Genomic DNA, 21,363 nt, shown 5'->3' on the forward strand with positions numbered 1-21,363 from the left:
TATCCATGTGTTGACTACCATTGAATTTAAATCCAAGTCTACCTGCTCGAAGATATCTCAGCATCTGTGCTATTTTTTCGTAAATCGCGAGCTCGCTGTCTTTGCAAAGGTTTGTCCATTTCCCTCTCCCCAACCCTCTCCCGCGAAAGGCATCATCATACTATTAAAGCTCCTAGCGCGGGAGCGGGAGCAGATCGAAGTGAAATTGAAAAATATGTGATCAATTCAAGATTAAATGTTGTCTAAAAAAACTTCCGGGATGTTACCTAATAACATCAGTGAAAAACAAAATTATGCCTTCTCATCTATAGTTAATATGGATCTTAGGACATAGAGGGAGGGGCTGCTTAGGAAAGTCTCTCTACGATAACTATTTTCATAGGATATATTATGAAATCAAAGAGTGGCGAATTTTTTACATCAGCAAAACCATCTCGTAATAATTCAAATTGCCAGATTCAAATTATTTCCGAGCGCGATATCAAAGAAACCCATGGCATGCCTGCTGGTGAGAATGAAGATCAATTTAAACGCTTATCTAATATGACGAACAAATTGCAGCATATTAAAGAGGAGCATTCTCAATTGCCGATCATCACCACGGATAAAGTTGTATTACCTAAATATTGGCAAAAGTTGTTTGTCGCAATGGATCATGGTAATGAGACAGAAACTTTAGAATTACTGGCAAAGATTCCTGAAGCAGATACAATTTTACAAGCACTATTAACCACGCATCCGATGAGTTATTTACGTACACTGATTTCTTTTTCCATCGCATCCAAAGCCATGGGTATGGTGGCACTGCCCACAGAAATTACCATTACTCCCGGAACGTTTGAGATCTTGATAAAAGATCTGGCTACTACTTTATTGCATCCAGCAAAAGTGCAATTTTCTTTTGGTTTGCCTACACATCATGCTTTTAGAGATAGTGGCAGTGGATTTTGTATTATGGATAAAACGGCAATGCTGATTAAATATAAAGCGCAAACTAGCTTGAGTTCCTTAAAATTTATAATCGTTGGCACTGATATTAATCGTGACAATGGTTTAAGTCATGACTTAATGACAACTGCCTCTAAACTGGATATTTGCCATGTTGATATTTTTGATTCACGTGTGTATCCAGGAGAAAATCATCTAAGTCTTGAACTTAAGTTTAAAAGTAAAGGGCAAGATGTTGGGCAAGAAATTCGAGTATGGACGCAGAATAATATGGCTTATTTTGCTGTGGATTTAAGTCTTACTCAGCGAGGCAATGGTTCAATGCATGCTGCTTTAGAATTTGCTCTGGAGAAAATCAGGCAACAAATGAAGCAGGCGCAAGATAAAGGCCAAAGAATCATGCTGATGTTACCAACCGGTTGGGATTCACATCAAGATGAAACGGCTCCTTGTGGGAAGTACATAAATGACCATTGGATGAATAAAGATGAAGCCGAAAGGACGCGCTTTAGTAATCAGGATTTGAGCAATTTTTATGAGCAATTATTTGATCTATACAAAGCGAATCAAAAGGTATTTTCAGGGGTCTATTGGGGTTTGGAAGGAGGATATAATCGTTCGATGTATGAACGACAGATTGAATTATTAATGAATATCGTTTTAGAAAAACTAGTGAATCATCCAGCTCAGGAGCCATCAAAGCGCCTATAGACTGGGTATTATAGGGGTATTTTTATACAGACACAGCGTTAACATTGAGAATGGCGTTAATTATTATCTTTTTATCACTTCAAAGAGGTCACGAATTGAAATAATTTTGTATGAAGCATCCAGCTATCATCCACTAATTTCATATATTATCAATCAATCAAACAGCTCGCGATAGCGCTCATTGACGTGAACGTTTGCCTGCCCGTCTGCGTTCCCGAAATAATAGTGCTGCTAGTAGTTATTTTTTACCAACGTCCGCACGTCAGAATGTGCTGGATTCTCGATTTCTGTAGATGTTTAAATTGGATCGATGAACGCTTGGATTCTAAATCACGATGACGAATAGTTTCCATGTTGATCCAAATGGCGTATCTCTCTTTTCGGGAACGCAAACGGGCAGGCAAACGTTCACGTCAATGAGCGCTATCGCGAGCTGTTTGATTTTTTGTCTTTGCCCATAGGCTGAGCGCTCGTTATCTAAGGTAAATAGTAATAGGGGTTAGGTAATTTAAATCCTTTTTCAGCATATCCACCTTTGATGTCACTGCATTGATCACCAATGGTTGCAACAATGGTATAACCTTTTTGTGTAATTAATTCGCGCGTATGCGATTTAAATGGAATAATGGATTTGCGGGTGTAATTATTTGGGCGTAAATAAAGTCCTGTCCAATGTTTATAGCCAGCACGATGCAAATTCATTTGCGTTGCTTGACGTTCAGATTGATGCCTTCCTGTAACAAAAAACACACTTACGCCATGGCGTACCGCATCTTGATACAAAGCCAATGTAGGTTTAATTGCTGGAGCATCTGCAGCCATAACGTCATGATGAAAATCTTTATGAGTTCCCGTAAAATCGCGTTGAATCATGTGTTTGTAATTAGAGAGACTGGTTTCATCAATATCTAGAACGATGGCCAATTTTTTAGGATGATTTTGATGCGCATTAATCTTGGCTTGTTGGGCAACATAGTGCTGCGCTTTTTTAACTACTAAGGCTAAATCATGCTGATATTGCCCAGAGTCATGATATTTTTTAATTTCATTTTTAACAATCGACAAATTAGGTGGTTCGGAATATGTTGGGGTTGTCAAAAGTAAGGCAGTATTAAATGTAATCGCTGCATATGATAATTTTTTGAGAAATTGCTTCATTATCCATCCATTATTAGCAAGTTGGCAGCATTATATAGTGACAATAGTCTTTGTCAAATGCAGCCTTTTTTATATTCCTCAGTTATAATGAGATATTCTTGGGGTAATTTGCCTTGTTATGAATTTAAAGCAATTAAAATTAGCGGGTTTTAAATCCTTTGTCGATCCGACGGTGGTATATTTCCCTAGTCAATTGGTTGCAATAGTTGGCCCCAATGGTTGCGGTAAATCAAACATCATTGATGCGGTGCGCTGGGTCATGGGGGAAAGTTCTGTCCGTAATTTGCGCGGTGAATCCATGATCGATGTTATTTTTAATGGTTCTTCCAGTCGTAAGCCTGTAGGGCAAGCCTCGGTTGAACTCATATTTGATAATAGTCTTGGGCGATTAACCGGTCCTTTTGCAAGTTATGGTGAAATTTCCGTAAAACGCGTAGTTACACGCGGGGGCGACTCTTCTTATTATCTTAATGGCAGCCGGTGTCGCCGTAAAGACGTTACTGATATCTTTTTAGGTACAGGAGCAGGGGCTCGCGGTTATTCCATCATTGGTCAAGGAACTATTTCACAACTAATTGAAGCAAAGCCTGAAGATTTACGTGTTTATCTTGAAGAAGCTGCTGGTGTTTCTAAGTATAAAGAACGACGTAAAGAAACCTTACAGCGTATTGCTCATGCGCGTGAAAACTTAACTCGAGTTGCGGATGTTCGTGATGAATTGGATAAACAATTACAACGTCTTGATCGCCAAGCTAAGGCTGCTGAACGTTATTTGATTTATAAAGAAGAAGAAAAGCTTTGTCGCGCAGAGATTTTAGCGCTTAAATGGCAAGATTTTATTGTTCAACAAGAAATCAAACAGCGAGACCTCCAAGAATTGGCAGTAAAGCACGCCGAACATCAAAGTCTGTTGACTAAAGCGAATAAAGAACGAGTGATTGTTAACGAAAAACTGCATGATGCAGATGAGCAAATGCAACAAATTCAATCCACTTTTTATCAGTTGAGCACCGAAATTGCGCGCTTGGAAGAAACCATTCAACAACACGCTCGCGAAAAAAGACGCCTTGAGCAAGATCAGCAGCAAATGCAAGAAGATTGGCAAATTGCTAAAGCACAATTAATATATGATCAAGAAGAGTTATCCAAGAGCCAAAAGAATGCCCAGAGTTTCGAAGAGCAAGTAGTGCAATTACGCATTCAATTTAATACTCAGGAAGAGCAATGGCAAAACACCCACCGGCAACAGGCACAATGGGATGAGCACTGGCAAGAAGTGCAAGCCCAAGCCAATAATGTGACACGTGAATTGTACGTGACGCGGGCCAATGCTGATCATGTAGAGAAAAAAAAGCAACAAACCTTACTGGGTTTGGAAAAACTAAAATTAGAACAACAATCTATTTCTTTGGGTGAGTTGCAGCAAGCAAAGACTGAGTTAGAAGCCACGCGCTTTAAATTAGAAGAAAATCATAAAATTGAGGTGCAGCAATTAAAACATTCTCAAGAGCAAGTGAATGATTTACGCCTTAAAGTTCAGAAGGTTGAGCAACAATTGCATCAACTGCAAGATGATTTTCATTGCAGCAACAGTGAACTTGCAGCACTTATCGCAGCTCAACATGCCGCAAGACAGAAACTCCAAAATACTAAAGAAGGTATCAAAGAATGGATGGAGAAGCCGCGGCTAATGGATGTTTTACAAGTCGAGCTCAAATGGCAGTTAGCTTGGGAGCAGGTGTTGAATGATTCTTTGAATGCTTATGTTTTAGAAACCTTTGACGAATTATGGCCACAACGTGAGCTCTGTGCACGTCAAGGAGAAAGTATTGTAACCCTGCGATGTTTGAGTACAAAAAATGCAGATCATCCACGTTTGATTGATAAAATTCAAGGTGCAATCCCAGCTCATGTTTTTCCATTGGAATATATCTTTGCTGCCGAAAATTTTGCTGAAGCCTTAAGTTGGTTACCTGATTTATTGGAGTACCAATCTATAGTGACTCCTGATGGTTTTTGGTTAGGCAAAGGATGGGTAAAATTTGTGCCGTCAACTGGGCAGGATGAATTTGGTTTACTGGCGCGGAAACAAAAAATTACGGATCTTAGAGCTGTGGTTTCTGAGTCAGAAGATAAAATTGCAACGCTTAGAAGTGTACGTGATGAATGCCATCAACAGTTGCAAAAATGGCAACATGAGAGTGAGTTACAACAATTCAACGTCACTGCCAGTAGCGAGGCTTTAAGAAATAACACCGTGGCTTTAAGTACTAATGAACAAGCAATCATACATACTGAAAAGTTAGTGGCTACTTTGGCAGCAGAGTATCACGATTTGCAAATGGTTCTTGAAGAGATTGCCGAAGAACAATTGCTGTTTAAAGAGCGATTACAGAATTTAGAGCAACAATGTCATGCTTGGGATGTGCAGCAAAAACAATACCTACATGAAAAACAGCAATGGTTTGATGCCTTGGCTAAACAGAAGAAACAGATTGACGATGCACGTATGAAATTACATCATACTGAGCTGGAATACGAACGCGAAAAAAATAAAATTCAGCAATTAGGTGAACGTATTCATCGTGAACAAGAGCGATTCGATGTATTACATGAGCGCTTAGAACAGTTAGCCTTATTCTGCATACAAACCGAAGCACCTGGCGTTGAGCTGAAGGGACAGTTGGAGCAATTCTTATTACGGCGCGTAGAAGTAGAAATGCAACTGACTATGAGTCGCGAGCAATTATCACAGTTACGCATAGAGCAGGAAGATATTGAAAAAGAGATTTTAAAATGTGATTCTGAAGTAAAACATGTGCAAGAACTTATTGGACAAGCACGTATGCAAGAACAGGCTTTAGCCGTACGAGCCAGTTCCGTGCAGGACTCACTAGATGAATCAGGCTTGCAGGCGCGTACCTTATTAGAGCATATTCCTGAAGGGGCAACGCAAGCCACGCACGAAGAAGAGTTAATTGCATTAATGGATAAAATCAAACGTTTAGGTGCGATTAACTTAGCGGCAATTGAAGAGTTTTCCAGTGAACAACAACGCAAAATATACTTGGATGAGCAATATAATGATTTAAGCGAAGCTTTGGCAACGTTGGAAACCGCCATTGAAAAAATGGATAAAGAAACACGATTGCGTCTTGAAAATACCTTTGATGAGGTAAACACTTCATTTAAAGCGCTTTTCCCTCGACTTTTTGGTGGTGGAAGGGCGCAGCTCGAATTAACTTGTGATAATCTGTTAGAAGCTGGTATTGTAGTAATGGCGCAGCCACCTGGAAAGCGAAACAGTACCATCCATCTGTTATCGGGTGGAGAAAAGGCAATGACGGCAGTAGCACTTGTGTTTGCCATTTTCCAGCTAAATCCTTCGCCGTTTTGTATGCTAGATGAGGTTGACGCGCCTTTAGATGATGTTAATGTAGGGCGTTTTTGCGCTATAGTAAAGGAAATGTCGAAATTCGTACAATTTCTTTTTATCACACATAATAAAGTGACCATGGAGTTGGCAGATCATTTGATGGGGGTGACCATGCGTGAACCGGGAGTTTCGCGTTTGGTTGCAGTAGATGTAACACAAGCTTTGGTTATGGAGTAAATAATGCAGGCAAATTGGAGCTTAATTCTTAATGTCCTGTTGTTAGTAGGCGTGGTAGTGGCAATTGGGCGCTTGATGAACGTTCGTAGGCAGAGCTTAAAAGCCGAACGCTACCGATCCTTAAGCACAACAGATAGAAATGCTATCTACGATGGACCAAATTATAATGATGATATTATTGCGGTTCGTAAGGTAAATGTTGAGCCTTTAGTTGAAGTAGATGCTGTGACTTTTAAAAAAAATTCAGCGCTACCAAAACTGATGCCACAAGATGATGAGGAAGTCACCTTAAGGGCAGAAACAAAACCTGTTCCAAGAATTAATGCACAGTTTGCAGAGCAAGCAGACATAGGCAATGGGCCTATGCTCATGATGTTTTTGCTTGCTAAAGAAAATAGGCAATTTATTGGCTATGAGTTATTGCAGACGGTGTTAGCTTCGGGATTACGCTTTGGTGATGATGGCTTATTTCATCGTCATCAATTTACCAATGGCGATGGCCCAATCATTTGTAGCTTAGCGTCTGCGACTGCAACAGGAGTTTTTGATCTACAAAATATAGGTGCATTTAGTGTGCGTGGTTTGTGTTTATACATGCAAGCGAACAATAGGCCGGAGCTGGATGCTGAACGTTTTTCTGTAATGCTGGATACTGCACGACAATTAAGTGAAGGTTTAGACGCACATTTACTTGATGAGCAACGTCGCCCTTTAACAGAAGAGAATCTTGTTCGTTATTATCATTTATTGCAATTGAATCATGAGCATTTAGAGATTGCTTAATGGTTAATTATGTTGCTTAGATTTAAATTAAATAAATCGGGGTGTTCACTTAATCTGTTTTCTTTATGTAATTAAGCTCAGAATTTATACACATCTAAGGCATGCGGTTAATTAACTGCATATGCTTTTTGGGGATTAATATCTTTGCTTATCACAATAAATTTGAATTAAATAACCATTTTTTCGTATTTTTTTTAAATTAATGCATTAATTTAAGGTAGATTTAATAATGTAAGATCTATAATTGTATTATATGTGGTCAGCATGGGTATTTATTATGACTGTAATACAAGATAAAAAAGCACTGCTAGCTTATATAAAGCTAGAATGTAAGAGTAAACTTGATTTACATGAAAGTGAACTTGCAATAGACCTTGCTATTAAACGTCAATTAGTAATGCAAGCGCAAGAATGGAATCAATTAACGGAAGATGTTTTGAAAGCACATTTTGATCCCCATGAGATAGTTACTTCCGAACGTACTAGAGCCACGGAAATTGAAGCACTACATGCAAGACTTGATGCATTTGTATCTGGCATGACCTCTCAAATTGATAAGGAAAAAAATATTCCACCGCACGCACGTTCTACGCCAGAACGACTGATCAGAGATTATTTTTCCCCTGCGGTATATAAGGCACAAAAGGCCTGCGTTGAATTACAGGAAAAAATAGAGCAAAAATTACAACTTGTTCCAGATGATGGCAAATTACAAAACTATAAGAATATCTTAAATGAGTACGGCGATTACCTTAATGCGGTATCAAATTTGCCTTTTGTTATCGAAAAATTAATAAATGCCTTACGCCAAAATACGGGTCAAAATTACACACCTAAACAAAATGCTCAGATGATTACCGCCTTATTAGAGACACTACAAAAAAGTGGGAAAGATACCTGGAACGCAGAAAAACTTTTAAAAGCCATAAGATTGGTAACAAAAGCCACTATGCCGGATTTGCCTGCCGATGCTCTGACTTTGGGAAGCATAGGCGAATTACTACCTTGTGTTAATCAAATTATTGAGAGCGGTAGGGAACTGGAAAAGCAAAAAGCGATTCTTTTTCCAGTGAAGAATCCGGAACAGGCAAGTACACGAAAGGATCTTTTGGCGTTAATAGGCATCGAGTTTGTTTCATTAACTTCGCTTTGTCAAGAAACGCTGCGTAAGCCGGTGGAAGATGCTTTGTATGCTACTGGAGAATTAAGCACCTCAGCCTCATCAATCTCGACCGAAGATGGCTTAGATTATTTACAAATATATAATACTTTCGATCAAATAGGTAATGTAATAAACGGTATACCTCAAGAAATCTTACCTCAATCTTTCCAAAACTATATTCGTTATTATACGACTGCTTCACAGACTGTAGGTCAAGTTGTTTCCGGAGCACGTCAGATGGCAGGTGGCATTGGCCAAGTATTGGGAGCGTTAGGTTCAACAGTATCGGACTATACACCAGAAAGTATTAAGACGGTTGCCAATATAGTTTTAGATAAAAGCATAGCGGTGGGACAAAAGGTTGCTCCTACTGTCAGTACGGCTGCAGCAACTGTGGGATATTTAACACCTTACAATTATACCCCATATGTGCCCAAACAAACATTTTTTAATGTTGGAAACAGAGTATGGGGAGCGGCGTCTTCCTTTGTAAAAAAAAGGTTGAAGCAACAAGACCCTGCAGTTTTATTTTGGCAATCGCTAAAATCAAGTACTAGCATAGATCCTAATATTGCGGAAGCTTTTTTGAATTTTCAGGTGCAAGTAACAGCCAGTAATAGTGAGGAACTGGAAGAAGAATTTTTTCAAGCTTTTATGGAAAAGAACCGTATTGCTGCGAGTTATACCGATTACTTGGCTTTTAAACGAGCACTGGATTTAAATACCTCATTGGTAACACAGCTGCAATCTTTTGAACAAGCTCAAGGCGAAGAACAGTTTGATAAAGTAATTTGCATGCTGCAAAAAATAAAAACCTTAGAAAATCAAACCAGGCAAGGAGATGTTCTAAATGACTCCAAAGAAGCCATGGTCAAACTAAAAGAAACTTTAGATGAATTAAACGAAACACTGGATTTTCAATCCAACAATCCCCAAGTTATCCAATTTCAAAAACTCTATTTACAGCCTGCACTGGAAAAATGCCTAGTATATTATGAACAACATTTTATACCGGAATTGGAAAAAGCGCTTGATAGTGGAAATGAAGAGCTAAGAGATATTTATAGCAAATTAAAAGCAAGACAACTTTTATCTGGTGAAGATTTACTAAAACTAGAAAATTTTTCTCATTCTGAAATAGAATTTTCTATTGAGCCAGATATAGAAGATATAGTTCAAAAATTTTCTCCAACTCAAAGTAAGGATGTGGCCAAATCATTAACTCCCAAAGAAGAATCACGTCAATCAATTCAAACAGTACTGGATTATATTCATCCTGTATGTAGCCATATTTCTGAGGAGCTAAAAAAACAATTAGAAGCTTGCGAGGGTTTACGAGCTTTATGTCCTAATGAACCTTTAAAAAGTTTATGTGATTCTAAAATTAAATACATGCAAGTATTACAACAGAGCATCACAAAACTCATGGAGGATATAAAAGTAGACAATAAACTTGCTGAGCAAATAAGAAGAATAGTCGGTGGTGAAGCTGGAGCTGACTTATCAGCAATGGCCGATTCCAGCATGATGGCTAAACAGCTCATGTCGCTTAGTTGGGAAACTTTGCTACCCAAAAGTGGAATGGTTGCTGCATCGATGTCAGAAAAGATTTTAGCTTATGCTTTGAGCAGTAATATTCATTTGAAGGGTGTTGTCGAAGCCAAACATCATTTTAACAAAATAGCTCGAGAAACACCGCCTCCTGCAGAACTAATGGGACAATTAGGTAATCCATTACAGGTAAGAGTAAATGAAGATGTAGTACGTAAAGCGGTTTCAGGTGCTCTTGATGTAGGTAGAAGCTATTTGGTTGAACCGTTAGCTTCTTATTATTTAACAAGTACTGCTCTTGCTTTTGTTTTTCCACAAGCTCTTCTTGCTGATATTGCTGTAGGTATACTCACTCGCCCTACCGTAAAACAACAAATCGGTAGTTATCTAGGACCTGTAACGAATCTTTTTAGTGGAGTCACTGGGCGGTTTTCAGACTTTGTATCGCGACAGCAAGAAAAATTGGTTGAACCGCTTAAAGAGCTGGTTTGTCCGATGTTAAATATCGAGGTACAAAAAGTTCTGGAACAAAAAGCATATGATTATGTTGTCGCAGAACCAGATAAAAGAACAATGCTTAATAAAGGTGAGCGTGATTCTTTTTCAGGATTTTACTTACAATATCGAGCCATCAAAAAAAACAATCCACAACTGGATAGGGAAGCATGTGTTCACTATCTATTTCGTCAGTCGTTAGCTGATAAAGATCTGGAAACAAAAAATAAAATTGTTCAAGGATTTAGTGAAGAATATGAACGACTTGATAATACATTAAAAAGCGAAAGAGCAGCGAATACTCAAGAATCAGTATTAGAAGAAGAGTTACTCTTTTTAATGAATACGATTGATTTTGATTCTCCTGAGCCTGGGGAAATTGAATTAGTTACTATGACCATAGCCAATCGGCTCATGATGATGCAATTTGAAGCGTCTAAACAAGTAAGTGAAGAGGAAGCAAGAAAACTACAACAAAGAGCCATGAACACTATAGACGCAGTGTTAAAAAACTTGGAAAAAGCTGATGCATATGCTCATGCTGATGATATTCGAGTACGCGCGCGCGCACAACCAATTATTCCCGCAACCAAGCTTGCTGCACAAATTAAGTTAACTGAATTACAACAGGAATTATCTTCTACGTCCCAATTCATCGAGGGTCGAATTAAGGACCGCGATGATCGGTTAAACGCTGATCTCAAAGAAGATGAGCCCAAACAATTAGGAAAAACGGTCTTGGGGGCTGAAGTAGCAAAGGCCACCAAATTGAATCTGTTTAGTAGAATAGCTGTTGGATTAGCTAAGATAGCCACACCTACGATTTTTTGGGGTACTTTAGTTTCGGCTTTCATTAAGGGAGGTATTGGAGCTGGTGCATTGACTCTATTGGGTATTGCTGGAGTCACTGCTGGTCCAGTAGGAATTTTGGGTTTCGTAGGTCTTTGTGTCATTGCTGCAGCAAGAGTGGTGTATACTACGGCTCAAGAGGTCAGGCGTCGTGATGATGAGTTTCAAGCCATTAAAGAAAGCAATGCTTCTCCCATCAAAAAAGGCATGTTAACGGCTTTAACGGGAGTGAAATGTTTCGGAATTGGATTCGCAAAAGCAGTGTTGTTGGATACCTTCTATCAGAAAGTAGCCGGTCTTTTTACTCAGGGTGTTAAACCGGTTGTCGATACTGCAATAGGTGCGCGTGATTTGACTCGTTCTCATCCTACACGTAATACTCTGGAAACTGAAAAACAAGCGCTTGGTCAATTACTAACGAAATTAAAAGAATTTCAAAGCTTAGTTGATGAACAAATTAAGGACAAACAAATTGTTGGTTATGGCACGACTAAACCTGATGCAAGCAAGTTTAATTTGCAAAAAAGTTATGATGAGCGTTTAAAAGTTTATCACAACATGCAAGAACGCGCTCAGAAGATAGAAGTCACATCTAAAGAAATAACTAAAGCATTAGTAGATACCCAAGAATTGTTAAAAACGTCTTCTAGCGGTGATGCAAGATGGCAACAAGGCGTTAATCAAGAGTTAGAGGGTTATAAAAAAACGTTTAACAAACTTACTGAAGTAATGACTCATGTCAATCTCATTAAAAATGTAGAGCTTAAGATGCTGCCTCAGATGACTGTTCACGAAAGAAAAGCCACTGCTCATGCTAAAGAAGCACAAGCGCAGTTAATAAAGGTTACAAAATCTGCTGAATCTCTTCAGGGAGAGCAAGGTCAAATTTTTCTCTCAACCCTGAAGGCAAAACCAAGTGTTGCTGAAATGGAAGAAGTAGCTGTTGGTTTACGTAAAACAGTTGCAGAAATAAGAACAGCTGTGCAGCAAATAGATGAGCATTATCAATATGCGAGCCGAGCAGCTAAAGAATCAGGAGAGGTAGGATTTTTCTCTCCCGCGACAGCCATTACTGGACCTACCAGCATAGCTTGTAATAAAGCCCAAAAATCTTGGCAGGAAGCAAAACAATTAAGAAAATACGCTGAAGAATTTTTATTGACTGTAGAAGCAGAAATTGTCGAGCGACAAACTATAGAAAGCGCTCCTGCCAATTCTCGCGAAGAAGAGATTCTTGACGATGAAGATGTTGGTTCCAGGATTTCTGCTCGAAATTTTTAAGTCTGGCTAATCTATATCGATTTGTTCAATACTAAGAATTTTATCTTTCGTATTCGATTCAAGAAATATTTTTTTACATGACAGGGTGATTTCACCAAAGTATAATCTTGAAAGAAGTAGGTTGGGCTTTGGCCCAACCTACAAATTATTTTATCAGTGAAATTCGATTTTATGATTTTTATACAAGTTTAATACTCTGATAAGAATTAGGTAGTATAATTAAGTATAAGATTTTTATTTCTTGTAATTAAAATGAGCTTAATGGACGAACATTATAAAAAGATTAAAAGTATGGTAGACGAGTTTAAGGAATTACATCTCTCTAAACAAGTTAATCATATCCGTTATAATCTGACTCTGTTGATTACTAATCCCGACATCATGTCTGATCAGATCACTGTCAAGATGGTGCCTCCACTTAAAGGGAGAGCGTATCACATCGATTCTTCTGATCCTGAACAAGTAGTCTTGGTGAAAAAAGTAATCAATATCTTGTTAAATATTGAAAAAATACTCCAAGATCTCGAAACAATAAATCTTAGTGAAACAACAAGTCCCAAAGAATTAATAGCGCATGCACCCAAAATTGCACGAAATCTTTATAGAGCAGTGAAACAAGTTTATGAAATGTTCGATTTAATCAATAATTCTAATGTTTCAGCTCAGGTGCTATTTGGACCTTATGTTAATCAACTGAAACAAAACATAAGTCCCTTAATTGCGAAATTAAGTCAATTTACGCCTAACCGTATTGTCATTGAACAAAATTGGGGGCAAGTTCTTGGACAAATGTTTAACTTGCTACCCAAAGAGCGTATCACTCCAGAACAAGGAAGCTTTAATCTGCTTGGACAAGCTGTTTTCAATATTCCGGAATATTTCAAGCAATTACAAATGTTGCTTGAAACCGGCGCATTATTACCAGAGCCAGAACAACCTCTAGATCCTCGACTTTTAAAACAAAAAGAGGCAAGAAAAGAAGACGCAAAGGCATTTGCTGCTAATTTGGATAGCCTGGCTGCTAAAACATGGATGCAAGGGCTAGGGATTGAATATGTTGCTGCAGTTGGAAGATTGACAGGTTTTATGAAAGAGCATACAAAATCCATAGTCCAAATAGGGATAGCAACTTCTAAAACTGCAAATGCAAGGCTCGAAGAAGCATTACTTCATTTTAAACTCGAAATATTGCCAGCAATTATCGATGAATTGGAAGCCTTAGAGGTAACTTTGGGTTTAAAACCGGGCTTTCTAGTTGAGCCAGCTTTAGATGCTGCTAACCAATATTACAATAAATTAATTGAAACACTTAACACTAAAATTGAAGAAGCAAGAGTTAAAACCAATAAAAATTTGGTGAAAGCTTTCTTATTTGTCACTGAAGATAATCAAAATAAATTAGAATTAGATTCTGAATTCAAAATAAGAGGAAAAATAGCCTATTTATTTGATGATGCATTCAAAGAACAAAGAGAAAAGCGACAAATTGCAAGACTTGATACTGCAAAAAAACAGATGCATGAAGTACAGAATGTCGCTAAAGCTGCTGAATTATTTTTTACAAAAATTAATGCGCGACCTAAAAATCTCACGCTCAAGGATAGACAAGAATTAGCATTTCTTTATCAGCAATTCCAATCTTATATGGTGGTTAGAGATCCTCAACTAGATAAGGCAATTGTTGGCTATCTTAATTTAACCGAGAAGGAAAAAGAGCTATGGAGGCGTCCTAAAACGGCAGTCGAGCGTCCTGTTCGATTGGCAGTAAAATCCTTATTTGACAAGATTTTGATTCAACGTGCTTCAGTTACTGACGCTATAAATAGGGAAATCACTTCAATCACAACACAAATAGAGTTAAGTAAAACCAGTCAAATCCGAGCAAAAGAATCGATGTATGTCAGAACAGGTAAAAAGACATCCATTTCGCCAGTTTCTGATAGATGCTTATCATTAGCACAACTCTCAGTTGATGAACATTTACCTTTCGAACGCCTTAATAAAGAAATATCCACTTTGAGTGACGAATTAGCGAGTTTGGAACAAGCAAAAGTTGAGTTTACTGCATTTATGAGTATGCTCACTGAAGTTGCAAAAGAGCATCAACTCCTAAGTAGTGCAAATGAAGAGGAAAAAGAATACTTACGTAAACATTATGCTCAATTCCAAAAATATATTGGGCTTAAAGAAGATGAGTCATTAAATCAGTTAGATAAGCAACTCGTTATTGCGTTGATGAGTGATAAACCGAAGAGAGAAGAGGAGCTGGCTATTGCAGACCTGTTAGCTCGTAGAGAAAATATTTCTGATAACATGCTTAATATTCAAGAGAATATTGCGGCAAAGAAAGTGTTTTATTTGCAATATCTACAAGCGAAATCAGAAGAAAGACCAATGGATCCTATTATTCTAAAACCATCAAGTAATGTATCTAAAGGCACTCTACTTACCCAAGCAAGAGTATATAAAACATCCGCAAAGATTGATGATTCCCTACAAAAAGCAATTGAGTTTTTGCAAAAAAATCTTGCTACTGGAGTAGCGGAAGAGCTTCATTACGACGCTAGTTCACCAAAACCGTTCTATCTAATCAATGAAAGTGACTCAATTGAATCTATTTTGTACAAAACTCTATTCAATTATGTTTATCGTGTCATTGATAATGCCCTACAAAAAGCAATTGGATTTTTGAAAAACAACCTTTCTACTGAAATGCTAAAAACTCTTCATCTTAACCAAGAGAGTTCAGTAAAAGTTTTTCGTCCCTATCAGTTAAATGCAAGCGATTCTAATCAGGCCGCTTTATACAAAAATGCAATAAATGCTCTTTATTATTTAAGAGAATCATTTGTTGTGCTAGAAGAGCAAAACGAATATCAATATACAAAAAATATTTTCTCAAGAGCTTACTTTTTCGGTAAAACAACCTTGGCGGTTTCTTCATCTGCCACAAATATGATTAATGCACTGAGAAATGTAAGCAATAATCCACAGTTTGCTGCTTTGGTTAAAATTCTGCCTAAAGAATTAGCGGAGTTTTTTGAACAAGCAAAGGTAATGACCGCTGAGAAAGTGAGTGAGGCTGTTGCAAAAGCCAAAGTTGATCCACGATTTGCCGTGATGTTGCAAAACATGCCTGAAGAGGTAACTGAATATTTGGAGCATACCGATGATCCTTGCCTCATACCTAAAGTGATTGATTGGTTAGAATATAAGCTGTTTAATTTTTTCGAAAATACCCCCCTTGAAGAAATGGATGCTCGTTTTAACGAATTTGAGCAAGGTTTTATTCTTTTTCTCCAAGATCTAGAGTCACAAGGGTTAGCAAAAACTCTCGCGACAGAGAAAATTTTAGATGCTTTACATCAAATCAACGTACAAATAAAAGTAAAACTGGCTAAAGTAGATGGTCTTCATGGTAAGCAAGGAAATATTTCTAAAGGGCAAGAAAGAGAAAATCAGGATATTGATTCTTTACAAGAATTAGCTCAGGTAGGTCTTTATTATATACGAGAGCTTAAAGGCATAAGAAAAGCGCTTACTGCAAACCTTATTGCACAGACCGACTCCTCTCAAGAAATGATTGTAGAAAAATCAGATGAAATGAAGCAAAAGGAGACTCTACAAAAAGTCATTGAGGGCATTAAGAAATTACCTGCTCTAGCGCAAGATAAAGAAAATTTTGTTGTTGCTCTGGAAGGGATGATTTTACCTTTATCGAATATAGGAGTAACTCCTGAAAAACTACAAAAACTTTTTAGATCAGTCCAAGCACTTTATGCCGCATTAATAAATGTTAGTGTCGGAAGTCGCGAGTTAATTGTGGAAAAACTAAAAAGTGTGCAAAGCGAAGTGGCATCAATAATTTTGTTAACCGATGATGCTGAGTGTGCACTAGGTTTGAAACCAGGGGTTTTATCTTCTACATTGACTAAGCAATTTGAAAGCTTCCTTGAGAAGCTGGTGACGAGTATGCAGATGCCTCTTTCCAATCAGGAAATTTTAACATTAGTAACAGATAACAATATTATTTCAAAGCGAATAATTCATGAGCAAGAAAGAGTGCAAGCACTTCAAGAAACAGCGAGCAAAATGACTCCAGTGAGACAGATGGAAATTAGAATTGCCCAGGAAAGAGTAGATTATTTAACGGAGTTAAAAAAAGAAAAAGAAGCGACAAATACCAGAAAATTTGAGCAATTTAAACAAGAAACCTATGAAAAGATCTTGGAGCAAGAAATTCGTCCTTTAGTTACCCCAAAGATGGGTGTTTATGCCAAGCAATTTTTTCAAGATATAAAGCAATTATTAGATGAGCGTAAAGAATCAATCTTGAGTAGCATAGGTCAAGACACTTTAATTGAGCAAACTATTAGAGATAGGTTAAATAGTTTACTTGTGGAGGTAATGAACCCTTCGATCACGCAAGGTGAGAACTTTGTTCAACAAGTTAAAAAACTCTATGAACAGACTACTATAGATCTTAAAGTAATTGAAGAAGTAAAAAAGCAGATTCAAGGTAAAAAGACGAACTCTTTAATTCAAGAGATCCTTACTAAATTTGAGGCTTTTGAAAAAGAAGTACAGGCTTTTGAAAATAAAGACTTCTCAAGAAGTGGTGAGGCTGAAAAGCGTGCTTATATGGAGCAGCTACAAGAGCATGTCGCTTTTGTGAGATCATTTAGAGATAAGTTAGGTAATTACCAATTACTTACTAATAAAGATAATTTGAGTAATTATGCGCAATTGCAAGGTGAGAAAGAAAAACTGCTTGCTAAATCTCCAAAGGAGATGAACGCAGGCATGCATCAAAAAATCACGTATCTTAATACCTATGAAAAGCAATTAGTAGACAAATGCGAACACAGTAATAGGCATCAGGTAGCAAATGAAATTAATGCTTTTGTTAAAACACTTAACTTATATGATGCTTTGGTTGCAGTTTGTGCAAATAGTAAGAAGTTAATGGCACAGATAGATGAGGATATCGCTAAATTAAGTAAGCCAGAAGATAGCTGTAAATTAGCAATGAAGAAACGGCAACGGGCAGTAATAATTGATAATCTCACAGCTATTATTGCCATGGAGATGCCTATAAAAGACAAAATTAAGCAATTAAACCAATTTATAGTTAATGATAGTGAGAGTAATAGCGAAATTTATAAAGATGGTTTTGGTAAGCTAATGCATGAAAATTCCTCTATGTTAACTCAGTCTACTGAATCGAAAAAAAGAAAATATGCTTTCTTCTCAAATCATCACTCAGGAAGCTATGTGAGAAATGTAACTCCAGATCTTTTGCTGCCAAAAATAGAGAAAAAACTTGCTGAGCTCGAACAGAAAAATGGTAAGTCAGATCATCATAAAAGAGAGGTCCTAAAAGCGGCACATCACATGTTACGTGAAGGCACCGGAAGCAAAGAAGAGTTGGTTGAAGTGATGCGTAGATATCCTGACTATGATGCCTCAATTGGACCTAGTAAAGTCAAAACTCTTGTCCATCAAGCTATGGAATGTTTAGAAATGCAAACAAAAAGAATTGGGCTAGGTTAAAATTATTAATTTCTGAATTTCCTATAGCTCAACTATTGTTTCATTTGGTGCATCCTAAAAATGACTTATATTTAACAATTTGATATTATTTTGATATAATAGTCAATTTGTTAATCTTATATAGTGTAAAAACAGGAGTCATTAGTCATGTTCCCCTTATCTTCTTCCCCAGCCTCTTTTTTTAACTTACCTGAATTAATTCTGGAAAATATATTAGATAAGTTTTCTGCCACGAAATTATTGGAAAAAATTCCGCAGCTCAACAGACAAGGTTTTTATTTGGCTACAAAAATTTTGTTCCAAAGAAGTGATGATGCAGCAAGAGCATGTCAAAAACAACTCATGAAAAATTGGTCTATGTCTTCACAAAATAGCCTAAACTATTTGAATGATTATAATAAAGATAATGGAAATCAAATTATTCACTTAATTAAAGAAAGAGTCAAAAAATCTTCTGATAATTATAAATTAACTGGCTTAGTATGCTTGGCAAAACAACTAAAGTACTATTTGCCTGATGAATCCATCGAGCGATTATCATTAAAATATTTGCTTCCCCTGGTACTTATTTTAACTCCGGGACAACGTACTAAGCTAATTCAACGGATACAGAGACTACTTTTGGATAAGAGGGCATTTTTTATACAACAAGGCCTAGAAGCTGTAGAAGCTTTGCTTCCCCACCTATCGTCAAATGAACAGTTACAGATAGTAAGTGATGTTATTAATAACGTCGCAAATGCAGATATTGATGTCAGTTATGCCGCAGGGAAAATTCTGGTCACCATGCTTCCTCACCTACAACCGAAGAAACAACAAGAAGTCATCGAAGCGGTTATAAGCATAGTAACTCCCAACAAATTTAATGATGATGCTAAGTTAAAAAAAATAAGCCCTCTATTCTCCTACCTAAAACCAAATGAACAACAACAAATACGAGAGAAGGCTATGGAGCGATTCTATTTGGCCTATCCGCATTTCGCTTCTGGTGAGATACTGCACGCACTGAGCACTCTATTTTTCTACTTCAATCCGGATGAGCGGCAACAAATACTGGATGGTATTATTGATGCATTGGCACAAAATATCTGCTATATCACTTATTCTGCACTTCAAGCGCTGGATACTCTATTTCTTCACCTACAGCCGAATGAACAATTGCGGATGGTGGACGTTATGATTGAAAAATTAATGATTTATAATCCCGGAGTGCAATGTTTCATCCTAAAAATTTTGAGTAATAGATTCTCCAACCTGCAACCGAGCATACAACAACGGGTAGTAGATGCGGTTATGAAAATAAAGGATACTGAAGTCCTGGAGCGCGTGGTAACTTTTTTTTCCCCTTATCTTAAACAAGATGAACAGCAACAGATAGTCGACGCACTTATGAAAAGAAAAAATCCGCATGAGCTTTTAGATCTTCAAATGCCGTATAGCCTGATAACTTTGTTTCCTCGCTTAAAAGCAGAAGAACAACAGAAGATAATAGCTGTTGCTATTGAGAAATTAGAGGATACTGACTCATCCGTTCGTGAAACTTCATTGACATTTCTAACAGGACTCTCCTTTGAATTCATTGATAACCTTCTTACTAAAGAGAACTTATCGTTATTATTAACTAACAGCAATTCAGCAGAATCTGCAATGTTTGTAGCCTCTTATCAATTGCAAAAAACGGTGCTTTCTGAAAAAACTGAAGAAAAAAATAGTTCAAGGAAAAGACCTTATAGCAGTTTGTACTGAAACGCTGTCATGGCTGCTATTGTGTAATGGCCATACGCTATAAAATTTATAGCGTATGGTCTTTTAACCAGGCTTCTAATGCTTAGACCCTTGAACTCTACGCTAAAGTGTTAGTACACTAGACTTTTGGCCATCTATTAATACTATGAATCTAAATACAGTAGCTGCATTACTTGCTCAACCAGGTCAGGTGAATGTTGAAATTTCCAACGTGTGCACTGATAGTCGTGAACTCAAGCCCGGTAGTTTGTTTATTGCCATCCAGGGAGCGCGTTTTGATGGCCATGATTTTATTAAAGAAGCCGAAGCAAAAGGTGCTGTAGCTGCAATTGTGGCGCGTGCTGTTATAGGTGTAACTATCCCCCAGCTCGTTGTTGCTGACCCTTTATTGGCTTTAGCGAAAATTGCTGCTGCACATCGCCAAAATATTCATTGTCCAGTTATTGCCTTAACCGGTTCAAACGGAAAAACAACTACAAAAGAAATGATTGCTGCCATTTTGCCCACTCCTTCACACGCAACTAAAGGAAACTTAAATAATCATATTGGCGCTCCCTTAAGTGTATTACAGCTTAATAATCAGCATAGTTACGCAGTTTTTGAACTAGGTGCTAATCATCCTGGGGAAATTGCCCATACTGTGGCTATTGTGCATCCAGATGTTACTTTAATTAGTAATATTGCTCCCGCGCATGTGGAAGGTTTTGGTTCTATTGATGGTGTGGCCCGTGCCAAGGGGGAAATTCATCAAGGCTTATCCCCTACAGGTATTGCTGTGGTGAATGATGATGATGCTTATGCTCATTTTTGGGATGATATTCTTTTTCATAAAAAAGTGTTGCGTTTTTCGATTGAACATCCGGCGGATATTTACGCGCAAGATATTCGCCTCGATGAACATGGATGCGGGCATTTTTCGTTAATAGTACCTAATGGTCGTACAGACATTCAGTTACAAGTACCTGGTATGCATAATATCCGTAATGCTTTAGCTGCAGCCGCTTGTTGTCATGCGGTAGGAGTTTCGGTTAAAGAAATTCAAAACGGACTTAATGGTTTTTCCGGAGTCAAAGGACGTCTTACTGTGCTTAAAGGCAAAAATCAATCAACAGTAATTGACGATACCTACAATGCTAATTTGCGCTCTGTCTTGGCCGCGTTGGAAGTTTTAGCAAAATGGCCTGCAAAACGAATTTTTGTATTTGGAGATATGGGGGAGTTAGGCATTTGGGCAACACAACATCATCAAGAAGTAGGATTGGCAGCTCGCCGTTTGGGAATTAATTACTTTTTAAGTTGTGGTACTTACAGTAAATTGGCGACTGAGTCATTTGGTGTTGGTGGTGAGCATTTTGCTGATCAGGAACAATTAATTCAAAATTTGCTCGAAAAGTTAACTCAAGATACAGTTGTTTTAGTGAAAGGGTCTCGCTCTAGTGCTATGGAAAAAATTGTGAATAAACTGCTTAATTGAGCTGTATGTGTATGCTATGCTTGGCCGCTTTTTGGCCCA

9 protein-coding genes are annotated in these 21,363 nt (G+C 37.6%); 8 read left to right on the forward strand and 1 reads right to left on the reverse strand.

Annotated features, from left to right (window positions below):
• On the forward strand, nucleotides 1-220 hold a 220-nt coding region (locus tag QM652_RS05470; RefSeq protein WP_415073631.1), incomplete at its 5' end, for a hypothetical protein.
• 170 nt (nucleotides 221-390) lie between these two features.
• Nucleotides 391-1,659, forward strand: a complete 1,269-nt coding sequence (locus QM652_RS05475) for an acetylpolyamine aminohydrolase (protein WP_415073633.1) — start codon at nucleotides 391-393, stop codon at nucleotides 1,657-1,659.
• Nucleotides 1,660-2,136: 477 nt separating this feature from the next.
• Here the strand turns inward: QM652_RS05475 and QM652_RS05480 are convergent, their stop codons facing one another.
• Nucleotides 2,137-2,817 carry an HAD family acid phosphatase gene (locus QM652_RS05480; RefSeq protein WP_415073635.1) on the reverse strand — a complete coding sequence of 227 codons (681 nt, stop codon included), beginning with the start codon at nucleotides 2,815-2,817 and terminating at the stop codon, nucleotides 2,137-2,139.
• Nucleotides 2,818-2,935: 118 nt separating this feature from the next.
• On the opposite strand from QM652_RS05480, the gene smc reads away from it, so the two are divergent.
• The 6 genes from smc to QM652_RS05510 all read left to right on the forward strand — a co-directional run bounded on the left by smc (nucleotide 2,936) and on the right by QM652_RS05510 (nucleotide 21,324).
• On the forward strand, nucleotides 2,936-6,430 hold the full coding sequence (gene smc, locus QM652_RS05485; protein WP_415073637.1) for a chromosome segregation protein SMC: 3,495 nt from the start codon (nucleotides 2,936-2,938) through the stop codon (nucleotides 6,428-6,430).
• Nucleotides 6,431-6,433: 3 nt separating this feature from the next.
• On the forward strand, nucleotides 6,434-7,213 hold the full coding sequence (locus QM652_RS05490; protein WP_415073639.1) for a cell division protein ZipA C-terminal FtsZ-binding domain-containing protein: 780 nt from the start codon (nucleotides 6,434-6,436) through the stop codon (nucleotides 7,211-7,213).
• A gap of 277 nt (nucleotides 7,214-7,490) precedes the next feature.
• The gene (locus tag QM652_RS05495) at nucleotides 7,491-12,551 is read left to right on the forward strand and encodes a hypothetical protein (protein WP_415073641.1); all 5,061 of its coding nucleotides are present in this window, start codon (nucleotides 7,491-7,493) and stop codon (nucleotides 12,549-12,551) included.
• A 261-nt stretch (nucleotides 12,552-12,812) separates the two neighbouring features.
• On the forward strand, nucleotides 12,813-18,104 hold the full coding sequence (locus QM652_RS05500) for a hypothetical protein (protein ID WP_415073643.1): 5,292 nt from the start codon (nucleotides 12,813-12,815) through the stop codon (nucleotides 18,102-18,104).
• A 147-nt stretch (nucleotides 18,105-18,251) separates the two neighbouring features.
• Nucleotides 18,252-19,850, forward strand: a complete 1,599-nt coding sequence (locus QM652_RS05505) for a hypothetical protein (protein ID WP_415073645.1) — start codon at nucleotides 18,252-18,254, stop codon at nucleotides 19,848-19,850.
• Between the two features lie 145 nt (nucleotides 19,851-19,995).
• Complete coding sequence (locus QM652_RS05510) at nucleotides 19,996-21,324, forward strand: UDP-N-acetylmuramoyl-tripeptide--D-alanyl-D-alanine ligase (protein WP_415073647.1); 1,329 nt, start codon at nucleotides 19,996-19,998, stop codon at nucleotides 21,322-21,324.
• Nucleotides 21,325-21,363 lie beyond the last annotated feature (39 nt).

The organism is Legionella sp., assembly GCF_047605385.1.
GTDB lineage: Bacteria > Pseudomonadota > Gammaproteobacteria > Legionellales > Legionellaceae > Legionella.